The following is an 11,457-nucleotide window of genomic DNA, read 5'->3' on the forward strand; positions in this document are numbered from 1 at the left end:
GGGCCTGACGGCGTCGTGGCCGGCCGGCGGGGAAAACCCTGGGGTACGGGTCAGGAGGTGCGGGAGCGGGCCTTGGCGCGCAGCATCTCCCGGTCGGCGATCTCGAACGCGAGCCCGAGGGCGTCGCGCAGCGCGGTGCCGGTGCCGGTGCCGGCGACCTCGGCGAACCCGATGCTCACCCCGACCGGGGTGCCGGGAACCAGCGACTCCCAGTCCTCGGTGCGCACCGCCGCGTCGATCCGGCGGGCCACCTCGGCCGCCTCGGTCATGCCGGCACCGGAGAGCACCACCACGAACTCGTCGCCGCCGTAGCGGGCCACGAAGTCGCCGCGCCGCATCACCCGGTTGATCACCCCGGCGATGCGTTGCAGCACCAGGTCGCCGGAGTGGTGGCCGTGGTGGGTGTTGACCGCCTTGAAGCCGTCGAGGTCGCAGACGCCGATCACCACCCGCTCACCCCGGGACACCACCGAACCGATGTAGCGCTCCAGTCGCCGCCGGTTGGGCAGCCCGGTCAACGGGTCGGTGAGCGCCTCACCCTCGTAGCGGGCGGCCTCCCGGCGCATCTCCTCGTGGTCGATGCGGGCGGCGATGCCGTCGATGTAGACGTCGCGCAGCCGGTCGTTGCGCTGGGCGGCCAGCCGGAACGCCATCCGGTCGGCGCGGTGCGCGGCGGCGTGGTCACCGGCCCGGGAGAAGGCGATGCTGCGCAACCGGGACAACTCCGCCGCGCCGAGCGTCTCGGCCGACACCCGGGCCGAGTCCAGCCGGGTGATCGCCTCGATCGGGCGGCCGTCGGCGACCGCCAGGCAGACGTGGCCGAGCTGGCGCATGTCCCGGGCGCGGGCGCTGTCCCCGCCGTGGTCGAGCAGCCGGGCCGGCTCCGGGCCGACCGGGGTCGCGTCACCGAGCGCCGCCCGGCGGACCGCCGCGTAGCCGTACGCGGCGAGGCTGCTCGGCCGCAGCCGGTCGGCCCGCCCGTCGTCGACGAACCGGGCCAGGTCGGCCGCGATGTCGCGGAGCACCCGCAGGCAGCCGTCGCTGTCGCCGTTGTGGTCGAGCGCGACGGCGTTGCGCAGCCGGATGCCGGGGGCGGCGAAGGTCTCTTCGGGGATGCCGGCGGCGGCGCCGTGCTGGCGGGCCCGCTCGATCGCGCCCAGCGCGTAGCCGTGGAAGCTGAGGTAGGAGTAGGCCATCGCCAGGTCGTGCCAGCCCCAGGCGGTGTCCCGGTCCCGGTCCTCCGCCGCGCCCAGCGCCCGCGCCGCCCGGACCAGGTGGGTGACGCAGCGGTCCAGCGCACCCTGGTGGTGCGCGGCGAGCGCGGCCAGCGCGTTGAGGTGCCCGTGCAGGTAGGGCTCGGGCAGGTCGCGCACCGCCCCGGAGGCCTCCTCGATGGCCCGGGTGAACTCGGCCGTCCGGCCCAGGTTGATCAACGCGCAGAGCCGCTGCACCAGCGCGTCCGCCCGGGTGTACGGGTCGGCGGTGGTGCGCAGCACCCGGTCGAGGACGCCGACCGCCTCGGCCGAGCGGCTCACCTCCTGGAGGTCGCGGGCATGCGTGAGGGCGTCAACCTGGTCATCGACCCGGTCGAGCCACCCCACCTGGCGAACCTCCCGTCGGTGTGCGCCCGGCCGCACCCACTCGTGGCGGGGCCGACGACGCCTCATGATTATGGCGTGACCTCACTCCCACGCCACCCGTCCGAAGGGACAGAACGCGAGCGCACCTCGGCCGTGGTGGCCCGCGCCGCCCGTACCCTCGCCGACGCCGGGGTGGCGTCGGCCCGGTCCGAGGCGGAGCAGCTCGCCGCGTACGTGCTGGAGGTGCCCCGGGGCCGGTTGGCCCTGGCCGACGGCTTCACGGCCGCCCAGCGGGCCCGCTACGACACGCTGGTGGCCCGGCGGGCCGACCGCGAGCCGTTGCAGCACCTGACCGGCCGGGCCGGCTTCCGGCACCTGGAGCTGGCGGTCGGGCCGGGGGTCTTCGTGCCCCGCCCGGAGACGGAGCTGCTGGCCGGCTGGGGCATCGACCGGGCGTCGACCCGGGACGCCCCGGTGGTGGTCGACCTGTGCAGCGGTTCCGGGGCGATCGCGCTGGCGGTGGCCCAGGAGGTGCCGGCGGCCCGGGTGGTGGCGGTGGAACGGTCCCCGGCCGCGTTGGCCTGGCTGCGCCGCAACGCCGCCGAGCGGGCCGCCGCCGGGGACCGGCCGGTCGAGGTGGTGGCCGCCGACGTCACCGACCCGGAGCTGCTGGCCGATCTGGTCGGCGCGGTGGACGTGCTGCTGTGCAACCCGCCGTACGTGCCACGGTCGGTGCCGGTCCCGCCGGAGGTGGCCGGGCACGACCCCGACGAGGCGGTGTTCGGCGGGGCGGACGGACTGGTGGTGCTGCGGCCGGTGTTGCGCCGGGCGGCCGAGCTGCTGCGACCCGACGGCGAGCTGGGCGTCGAGCACGACGACACGCACGGCGGTGCGGTGCCGGCGCTGCTGACCGCCGACGGCCGGTACACGGCGGTGCGGGCGCACCGTGACCTGGCCGGGCGGCCCCGGTTCGCCACCGCGTCCCGCCGGTCGGACGGCCCGCACGCCGTCGGGGCGTCGGCGTGGCAGACTGGCTCCTCGTGATGCTCTACGACTGTCGGTCACCTGCCGACCGGGACCGCGGCATCGCCGCGGCGATCGAGGCGGTCAAGAACGGCGAGCTGGTCGTTCTCCCCACCGACACGGTCTACGGGATCGGCGCGGACGCGTTCACCCCGTACGCGGTCAAGGCCCTCTCCGACGCCCGGGGCGGCAGCCAGGCGGCGCCGCCGGTGCTGATCGGCTCCCGGCACACCCTCGACGGCCTGGTCTTCTCGCTGCCCCGCGCGGCCCGTGACCTGGTCGAGGCGTTCTGGCCGGGTGCGCTGACCATCGTGGTGGAGCACTCGCCGAGCCTCGCCTGGGACCTGGGCGGCGACGCCGACGGAACGGTGGCGGTCCGGATGCCGCTGCACCCGGTGGCGCTGGAGGTGCTGCGGGAGACCGGCCCGATGGCGGTGGCCGCGGCCAACAAGGTGGGCCAGCCGCCGTCGTTGACCGCCGAGGCGGCCCGCGACCAGCTCAGCTACTCGGTGCGGGTCTACCTGGAGGCCGGGGCGTGCCCCGACCCGGTGCCGAGCACCATCGTCGACCTGACCGGGGAGACGCCCCGGCTGCTGCGGGCCGGCGCGATCACCCTCGACCAGCTCCGCGACGTCGCGCCGGACCTCCTCGACGGGCGGGGAGCCTGAGTGCCGCCGTTCACCGTCCTGCACGTCTGCATGGGCAACATCTGCCGGTCCCCGATGGCCGAACGGCTGCTGGTGCTCGCCGTCCGTGAGCGGCTGGAGCGGCTCGGCGTCGACCCGGCCGGGGCGGACGCGCTGCTGCACAGCCACAGCGCCGGCACCGGCGGATGGCACGCGGGGGAGGAGATGAACCCGCCGGCCGCCCGGCAGGTGCTGGGTCGCGGCGGTGACGTCGAGGGGTTCGCCGCCCGCAAGCTGCGCTCCGACCTGATCGACGCCGCCGACCTGGTCCTCACCGCCACCGCCGACCAGCAGGAGTACGTGGTGGCGCTGCGCCCGGACGCGGCGTCGCGCACGTTCGTGCTGGGCGAGTTCGGCCGGCTGCTCGGCGCGCTGGACACCGCCGCCCTGCCGCCCACCGGCACCACCCCGGACGCCGTGCACGCCCGGGGGGTGGCCCTGGTGGCGGCGGTCGACGCGGCCCGGCAGGGGGCGGCGGCGCTGCACTCCGACGACCTGGACGATCCGTGGGGCCGGGGCGACCAGTGCTTCAGCCGGGTGGCCGACGAGATCGAAGAGACGGTGCACCCGCTCACCTCGGCCCTGCTGCCGTGACCGCCGCCGGCCGGCCGGCGACCCCGCCAGGCTGGCCGGCGACCCCGTCCGGGTGACCGGCGCGGCGTGTCCCGTTCCGCGCGCCGTGTCCGTCCCGCGAACTTGCTCCGGTTTCGGGGAAAGATGAGAGTTCGGGTGGTTTTGCGGGTCATGCTGAACGGGTCCTGACGGCTCCTGCGGGGAGTACTGATGATCCGGGCCCTCCACAAGGCGTTCACCGTGCTGCTCGCCGGCGTCCTCGCCGGCCTGGTGCTGGCCGGGGCGGCGCTCCCGCTCGCCCTGGTGTTCGGCCTCGGTTTCGGCGGCATCGCCTCGTCCTACGCCGAACTGCCCAACACCCTGCGCACCCCACCCACCGCCCAACGGTCCACCCTGTACGCCGCCGACGGCGTCACCCTGATCACCTCCTTCTACACCGAGGACCGGGTGGACGTGCCGCTGGCCAAGGTCGCCCCGGTGATGCGCCAGGCCATCGTGGCCGCCGAGGACGCCCGGTTCTACCAGCACCGGGGTGTCGACGTGCGGGGCGTGGTCCGGGCGTTCACCGTCAACCAGCGCGACGGCCAGGCCCGGCAGGGCGCCTCCACGCTGACCATGCAGTACGTCCGCAACGTGCTCAGCAACGACCCCCGGCTGACCAAGGAACAGCGCCAGAAGGCCACCGAGATCAGCACCGCCCGCAAGCTCCAGGAGATGCGGTACGCCCTGGCCCTGGAACGCGAGCTGACCAAGGACGAGATCCTCACCCGCTACCTGAACATCGCCTACTTCGGCGCCGGGGCGTACGGGATCGCCGCCGCGGCCAAGCGCTACTTCTCCACCACCCCGGCCCGGCTGACCCTGGCCCAGGCGTCGCTGCTGGCCGGGCTGGTCCGCTCCCCGGACACCGACGACCCGATCAACGGCGACGCCGACGCGGCGCTGACCCGCCGGTCGTACGTGCTGGACCGGATGGTGGCGCTGGGCCAGACCGGGCCGGTCGACGCGGCGCAGGCCCGCGAGGAGCCGCTGACGCTACGGCCCAGCCGGACGCCGAACGACTGCACCGCCGTGCCCGAGCAGCGCAACGACTGGGGCTTCTTCTGCGACTGGTTCACCCAGTGGTGGAGCGACCAGCCCGCCTTCGGCGCGACCGCCGCCGAACGGCAGGACACCCTGCGCCGGGGCGGCTTCCGGATCGTCTCCTCGCTCGACCCGGCGGTGCAGCGGGCCGCCGTACGCCAGGCGACAGGCATCTACGACGTGGACGACAGGCGGGCGGCGCCGGTGGCGGTGGTCCAACCCGGCACCGGGCGGGTGCTGGCCCTGGCGGTGAACCGGAACTACAGCGTCGACCCCAACCCGGCCGGGCAGCGGAACTACCCGAACACGGTCAACCAGCTCGTCGCCGGTGGCAACGGTATCGAGGGCTACCAGGCCGGCTCGACGTTCAAGCTGTTCGCCCTGCTGGCCGCCCTGGAGTCCGGGCTGCCGCTGGAGACCGCCTTCGTCGCGCCGAGCCGGATCGTGACCCGGTTCCCGACCGACGACCCCCGGTCGAGTTGCGGCGGCCGGTGGTGCCCGGTCAATGCCACCCCCGAGTGGATGGACGGCTACCGCACCATGTGGACCGCGTTCGGCCGCTCGGTGAACACCTACTTCGCCTGGCTCACCGAGCGGATCGGCGCGGACCGGGTGGTCGAGATGGCCGAGCGGCTGGGCATCAGGTTCCGCGCCCCCGACGACGCCGAGCTGGCCCGCTCCGGGGCGCGCGACTGGGGGGCGTTCACCCTCGGCGTCTCCTCCACCACCCCGCTCGACCTGGCCAACGCGTACGCCACGGTGGCCGCCGAGGGGACCTGGTGCGCGCCGTCGCCTGTCGTGTCGATCACCGACAGCGCCGGCAAGGAGGTGGCCGCCGGTCAGCCCGACTGCCGGCAGGTGATCGACACCGAGGTGGCCCGGGCCGCCGCCGACGCAGCCCGCTGCCCGGTCGGTGACCAATCGATGTACCGCCGGTGCGACGGCGGCACGGCCGAGCAGCTCCGCCCGGGGCTGGGTCGTCCGGTGGCCGGCAAGACCGGCAGCTCGGAACGGAACGAGACCGAGTCGGTGGTGGCGTTCACCCCGCAGCTCGCGGTGGCCCAGATCGCCGCCAACCCCGACGATCCGCGCGACGCCGTCGGGGCCGCCGTCCAGTCCCGGATGGTCGACGCGGTGGGCCGCATCCTCGCCGCCGCCCTGGCCGACACCCCCGTCCGGGACTTCGTCCCGCCCAACGAGTCCATCACCTACCGCCTAACCCCCACCCCCCGCACCGGCAACTAACCCCCCACCCCCACCCTCCTGCCCCCTGCCCCTCCCGCCCCCCACCCCTCCCTGCCCCCCACCCCTCCCTGCCCCTCACCCCTCCCGCCCCGTCGATCATGGAGTTGTGGTGGTTGCAGAACGGGTCAAAGCGGTCTGATCCGTCCACCACAACTCCATGATCGACAGGAGCCTGGGCGGGGGTGGGGGTGGGGCGAGGGCGGGGTGGGGGTTAGGGGGTGGGGGTGTGTCGGGCGATGTTGCGGGCCATGCCGCCGAAGATGATCGTGTGGAAGGGGGCCACCGAGAGCCAGTAGAGGTGGCCGGGCAGGCCCCGGGGGAGGAAGACGGCGCGTTGCACGTACCGGCTGTGGCCGTCGCCGGCCGGCTCGGCGCGCAGCTCCAGCCAGGCCCGGCCGGGGAGCCGCATCTCGGCGCGCAGCCGCAGCAGCTCGCCGGGGACGATCTCCTCCACCCGCCAGAAGTCCAGCGCCTCGCCGACCTGGAGGTGGTGCGGATCGCGCCGGCCCCGGCGCAGCCCCACCCCGCCGACCAGCCGGTCCAGCCAGCCGCGCACCGACCAGGCGAGCGGGAACGAGTACCAGCCGTGCTCGCCGCCGACGCCCTCGATGACCCGCCAGAGCGCGGCCGGCGGGGCGGCCACCTCCTGCTCCCGGACGTCGGTGTACGCGGTCCCACCGGACCAGTCCGGGTCCGACGGCAGCGGCTCGGCCGGGGCGTCCGGGCCGCTCGCGTTCGACCAGCGGGTCTCCACCTGGGCGTCGCGCACCTTGCTCAGGGCCAGCGCCACGGCGTCGTCGAAGCCGGTCAGCCCGCCCGGCGGGTCGGGTAGCCACCTGGCGATGTCGTGCTCGTGCGCGACCGCCTCGTGGATCAGGCTCTCCACCAGCGGGCGGGCGATGGCGTTCGGCACCGGGGTGATCAGCCCCACCCAGTGCGAGGACAGCGCCGGGGTCAGCGGGCGGACCGGCACGATGATCCGGCGGCGCAGCCCGGCGACCTGCGCGTAGCGCTGCATCATCTCCCGGAAGGTGAGCACGTCCGGGCCGGCGATGTCGAAGGCCCGGTCCACCTCCGGCGGCAGGTCGGCGCAGCCGACCAGGTAGCGCAGCACGTCCCGGACGGCGATCGGCTGAATCCGGTTGCGGACCCAGCGGGGGGTGATCATGGCCGGCAGCCGCTCGGTGAGGTAGCGCAGCATCTCGAACGAGGCCGACCCGGAACCGATGATCACGGCGGCCCGCAGCACTACCGTGGGCACCTCGCCGGCGAGCAGGATCCGGGCCACCTCGGCCCGGGACCGCAGGTGCGGCGAGGCCGTGCCGCCGGCCGCCGGCTCCGGCCCACCGAGGTAGACGATCCGGCGTACGCCGGCTGCGGCGGCGGCCCGGGCGAAGTTCGTGGCGGCCTCCCGGTCGGCCGCCTCGAAGCCGGCCTGCCCGAGGGAGTGCACCAGGTAGTACGCGACGTCGACGTCGGCGAAGGCGGCCGGGAGCGTCTCCGGCCGGCGCAGGTCCCCCTCGACGATCTCGGCCTGCGCGGCCCAGGGCACGTCGCGCAGCCGACCCGCCTTGCGGGCCAGGCAGCGCACCTGGTGGCCCTCGGCCAGCAGGCGGGGCGCGAGCCGTCCGCCGATGTATCCGGTCGCGCCGGTGACGAGGCATCTCACGGACACCAGTGTGCGGCTCCGTACACTCTTTCGCTGTGGAGAACGTGAAGCGCACCTGGTGGGGGCCGGACCCGGGGCGGCCCGTCGGGGCCGTGCCGCTCGGCGACGGCCCGGCGGACCCGCGTGGCTGAGCCCGGGGCGCGTGGGCCGGCGGTGGCCGACGACCAGGGGTGGCGGCTGCGCCACCTGCCGGTGCTGCTGGCCGCCTCGGCGGTGCTGGGGGTGGTCGCCGCGCTGGTCGGTGCGGTGACCGGCGGTGGTGTGGCGGCCCTCGGCGCGGCGGCCGGGGTGGCGGTGACGGTGGTCAGCTACAGCCTGACCACGGTGGTGCTGGCCCGGGCCGACGCGGTCAACCCGCAGCTGGTGCTGCCCCTCGGGCTGGGCCTCTACATCGCCAAGTTCACCCTGCTGGGGGTGGTGATGGTGGCGGTGGCGTCGACCGGCTGGGGTGGGCTGGTTCCACTCTGTGTCGGCATCGCCGCCGGCGTGGTGGTCTGGACCGGAGTGCACATCTGGTGGCTGACCAGGGTGTATTCCCGTCGATAGGTGTGCGGACCGTCCCACATGGTGGGCGGGCGGGCGACTGTCCGCGTGCGGTCGTTCTCTCACTGGCGGAAGGGGAGTAGCGTGCCCCCAGACGATGGAGCCCGCCAGACGCCCACACAACGACGGTTGTGCGGGGGGTGAGGCACAGCCTCGTCTCTCCGGCTGATATCGTTCGCCCCGTCATGGCTGATGACCAAACCCCCCAACCCACCGGCGGTCCGGGCGACGTTCCGACCGGCGCCGGTCAGGGTTGGACCGCGCTCTCGTACCTCATCGGGGGCATGCTCGTCTGGGGTTTCATCGGCTGGCTGGTCGACCAGTGGCTCGACTCCGGCGGCATCGCCACCGGGATCGGTGTCGTGCTCGGCATGGCCGGGGGGATCATCCTGGTCGTCCGCCGGCTCGGCACGCCTACATAGGAAGGGACGCGGTGTTCGGACAGGCGAACGTCCTGGCAGCGGGCCAGGCGGCATTCCCACCCAGCGTGGAGGACTTCTACCTGCCCAGCATCCTGCCCTGGGGTGCGCACGACTCGTACTGGTTCACCAAGATCACGGCGATGGTCTGGGTCGCCGTCGGCATCCTGATCATCTTCTTCCTGGCGACCTACCGGAAGCCGCAGCTGGTCCCGACCAAGAAGCAGTGGCTCGCCGAGTCGATCTACGGCTTCGTGCGGAACAACATCGCGGTCGACATGATCGGGCACCGGGGGGTGCGGTTCGCGCCGTACTTCACCACGCTGTTCTGCTTCGTGTTGCTGACCAACTTCTTCGCGATCGTGCCGCTGTTCCAGATCTCGCCGAACTCGCACATCGCCTTCCCGGCGATCCTCGCCGTGATCAGCTACCTGATGTTCAACTACGTCGGCATCCGGCACCACGGCTTCGTGAAGTACTTCAAGAACTCCCTGATCCCGCCGGCACCCTGGTACATCCTGCCGCTGCTGATCCCGATCGAGTTCTTCTCGACCTTCCTCGTGCGGCCGTTCTCGCTGGCCGTACGTCTCTTCGCCAACATGTTCGCCGGGCACATGCTGCTGCTGGTCTTCACCCTCGGCGGCTTCGCGATGCTCAGCGCCAACGCCTGGCTCGCGCCGGTCTCGGTGCTGTCCTGGGTGATGACCATCGCGCTCACCTTCCTCGAATTCCTGGTCATCTGCCTGCAGGCCTACGTCTTCACCGTCCTCACCGCAAGCTACGTGCAGGGCGCGCTCGCCGACGAGCACTGATCCAACCGGGCGGGGGCTCGAAAGCGAGCACTGGTCCACGGGCGGGGCTCGCTCGCGAGCACCGGTCCACCGCATCAACCCGTTGTCGTCCCGCGTGAGAGTCACGCGAGATACCCAGGAGGAACCACACCCATGGACGCTAGCGTTCTCGCCGAGGTCACCGGCAGCACCGCCGCCATCGGCTACGGCCTCGCCGCCATCGGCCCGGGCATCGGCGTCGGCCTGGTCTTCGCCGCCTACATCCAGTCGACGGCCCGCCAGCCGGAGTCGTCCCGGATGACCCTGCCGTACGTCTGGATCGGCTTCGCCGTCATCGAGGCGCTCGCGCTGCTGGGCATCGCCTTCGGCTTCATCTGGGCCGGCTGACCCGGCCCCTGCAGACCGGGAGGTCATCCATGTACTTCCTCGCCGCTGAGGGTGGTGAGTCGACGCACAACCCGATCATTCCGCTCTGGCAGGAGATCGTGGTCGGCAGCGTCGCCTTCGCCGTGCTCTGCTTCGTGCTGATGAAGTTCGTCTTCCCCCGCATGGAGCAGACGTTCCAGGCCCGGGTCGACGCGATCGAGGGCGGGATCAAGCGCGCCGAGGCCGCCCAGGCCGAGGCCAACCAGCTCCTCGAGCAGTACCGCGCGCAGCTCGCCGAGGCGCGTACCGACGCCGCCAAGATCCGGGACGACGCCCGGGCCGACGCGGAGGGCATCCGGCAGGACATCCTCGGCAAGGCGCGGGAGGAGTCCGACCGGATCATCGCGGCCGGCAAGGAGCAGCTCGCCGCCGAGCGGGCCACCATCGTGCGTGAGCTGCGGGCCGAGGTCGGCACCATCGCGGTGGACCTGGCCAGCAAGATCGTCGGTGAGTCGCTGGCCGACGAGGCACGTCGCAAGGGCACCGTCGACCGGTTCCTGAGCAACCTCGAGAGCACGGGGGCCCGCTGATGCAGGCCGCCAGCCGGGAGTCGTACGCGGTCGCGGCCGAGCGCCTCGACGCGTACGTCCGCGGGGCGGAGCCGTCGGCGGTGGCGACCACCGCCGACGACGTCCTCTCCGTCGCCGCCCTGTTGCGGGGCGAGCCGCGGCTGCGCCGGGCGCTGTCCGACCCGGCCCGCAGCGGCGAGGACCGTGCGGCGCTGCTCACCGGCATCCTGACCGGCAAGATCGGCGCGGACGCGCTCGACCTGCTGTCCGGGCTGGTCGCCGGTCGCTGGTCGACGCCGTCGGAGCTGCTCGACGGCACCGAGCGGCTCGGGGTGGAGGCGCTGCTGGCCAGTGCCGACGCCGCGGGCGACCTCGGTGAGGTCGAGGACGAGCTGTTCCGCTTCGGCCAGGTGGTCGCCGGCCAGTCCGCGCTCTCCGCGGCGCTGGCCGACCCGATCGCCCCGGCCGGGCAGCGGGCCGCACTGGCCCGGGAACTGCTCGCCGGCAAGGCCCGGCCGGTCACCGTCCGCCTCGTCGAGGTGGCCCTCGGCGGGTTCGGGGGACGCTCCTTCACCGGGGCGCTCACCCGGCTGGTCGAGCTGGCCGCCGACCGGCGGGACCGTCAGGTCGCGTACGTGACCGTGGCGGCTCCGTTGAGTGAGTCCGACGAGCGACGGCTCGGTGCCCGCCTCTCCGCGATGTACGGTCGAGAGGTTTCCGTCAAGCAGACGGTCGACCCGGAGGTGCTCGGTGGGGTGAGCGTGCGGGTCGGTTCCGACCTGTACGACGGCACCGTCCTGCGCCGCCTCAACGAGACCCGCAACGCGCTCGTGCAGCGCTGACCAGCGGCCTCGCCGCCCCTTTGATCGACGCCATTCGGACCGGTCGGTACTAGGTATCCCGGGCCCCT

At 73.6% G+C, this 11,457-nt stretch carries 12 protein-coding genes; 10 read left to right on the forward strand and 2 right to left on the reverse strand.

Annotation, left to right across the window (positions count from 1 at the left end; genetic code table 11):
* Nucleotides 1-50: 50 nt before the first annotated feature.
* The gene (locus tag ACWCHM_RS02065; protein ID WP_204957995.1) at nucleotides 51-1,601 is read right to left on the reverse strand and encodes a GGDEF domain-containing protein; all 1,551 of its coding nucleotides are present in this window, start codon (nucleotides 1,599-1,601) and stop codon (nucleotides 51-53) included.
* 75 nt (nucleotides 1,602-1,676) lie between these two features.
* Between ACWCHM_RS02065 and prmC the strand changes: the two genes are divergently transcribed.
* From prmC to ACWCHM_RS02085, 4 genes are all read left to right on the forward strand, one after another.
* Nucleotides 1,677-2,624: a peptide chain release factor N(5)-glutamine methyltransferase gene (prmC, locus tag ACWCHM_RS02070; RefSeq protein WP_281894679.1), complete on the forward strand. Its 948-nt coding sequence runs from the start codon at nucleotides 1,677-1,679 to the stop codon at nucleotides 2,622-2,624.
* Complete coding sequence (locus ACWCHM_RS02075) at nucleotides 2,624-3,271, forward strand: L-threonylcarbamoyladenylate synthase (RefSeq protein ID WP_454222996.1); 648 nt, start codon at nucleotides 2,624-2,626, stop codon at nucleotides 3,269-3,271. Before prmC ends, ACWCHM_RS02075 begins: the two co-directional genes overlap by 1 nt.
* Nucleotides 3,272-3,883: an arsenate reductase/protein-tyrosine-phosphatase family protein gene (locus tag ACWCHM_RS02080; protein WP_204957997.1), complete on the forward strand. Its 612-nt coding sequence runs from the start codon at nucleotides 3,272-3,274 to the stop codon at nucleotides 3,881-3,883.
* 189 nt (nucleotides 3,884-4,072) lie between these two features.
* Entirely contained in the window at nucleotides 4,073-6,190 is a 2,118-nt protein-coding gene (locus ACWCHM_RS02085) for a transglycosylase domain-containing protein (RefSeq protein WP_454221363.1), read from the forward strand.
* A 211-nt stretch (nucleotides 6,191-6,401) separates the two neighbouring features.
* Here the strand turns inward: ACWCHM_RS02085 and ACWCHM_RS02090 are convergent, their stop codons facing one another.
* Nucleotides 6,402-7,859: an SDR family oxidoreductase gene (locus ACWCHM_RS02090; protein ID WP_204957999.1), complete on the reverse strand. Its 1,458-nt coding sequence runs from the start codon at nucleotides 7,857-7,859 to the stop codon at nucleotides 6,402-6,404.
* Nucleotides 7,860-7,982: 123 nt separating this feature from the next.
* On the opposite strand from ACWCHM_RS02090, the gene ACWCHM_RS02095 reads away from it, so the two are divergent.
* The 6 genes from ACWCHM_RS02095 (at nucleotide 7,983) to ACWCHM_RS02120 (ending at nucleotide 11,389) form a co-directional block, all read left to right on the forward strand.
* The gene (locus ACWCHM_RS02095) at nucleotides 7,983-8,405 is read left to right on the forward strand and encodes a hypothetical protein (RefSeq protein WP_454221364.1); all 423 of its coding nucleotides are present in this window, start codon (nucleotides 7,983-7,985) and stop codon (nucleotides 8,403-8,405) included.
* A 182-nt stretch (nucleotides 8,406-8,587) separates the two neighbouring features.
* Nucleotides 8,588-8,824 carry an AtpZ/AtpI family protein gene (locus tag ACWCHM_RS02100; protein WP_204926928.1) on the forward strand — a complete coding sequence of 79 codons (237 nt, stop codon included), beginning with the start codon at nucleotides 8,588-8,590 and terminating at the stop codon, nucleotides 8,822-8,824.
* A gap of 11 nt (nucleotides 8,825-8,835) precedes the next feature.
* Complete coding sequence (gene atpB / locus ACWCHM_RS02105; protein ID WP_204958001.1) at nucleotides 8,836-9,633, forward strand: F0F1 ATP synthase subunit A; 798 nt, start codon at nucleotides 8,836-8,838, stop codon at nucleotides 9,631-9,633.
* Nucleotides 9,634-9,765: 132 nt separating this feature from the next.
* Nucleotides 9,766-9,999: an ATP synthase subunit c family protein gene (locus tag ACWCHM_RS02110; protein WP_067312849.1), complete on the forward strand. Its 234-nt coding sequence runs from the start codon at nucleotides 9,766-9,768 to the stop codon at nucleotides 9,997-9,999.
* A gap of 29 nt (nucleotides 10,000-10,028) precedes the next feature.
* Entirely contained in the window at nucleotides 10,029-10,568 is a 540-nt protein-coding gene (locus ACWCHM_RS02115; RefSeq protein ID WP_088642785.1) for a F0F1 ATP synthase subunit B, read from the forward strand.
* A complete protein-coding gene (locus tag ACWCHM_RS02120; protein ID WP_204958002.1) occupies nucleotides 10,568-11,389 on the forward strand; it encodes a F0F1 ATP synthase subunit delta in 822 nt (273 codons plus the stop codon). Before ACWCHM_RS02115 ends, ACWCHM_RS02120 begins: the two co-directional genes overlap by 1 nt.
* The last annotated feature ends 68 nt before the right edge of the window (nucleotides 11,390-11,457 follow it).

Source organism: Micromonospora sp. SCSIO 07396, assembly GCF_053667945.1.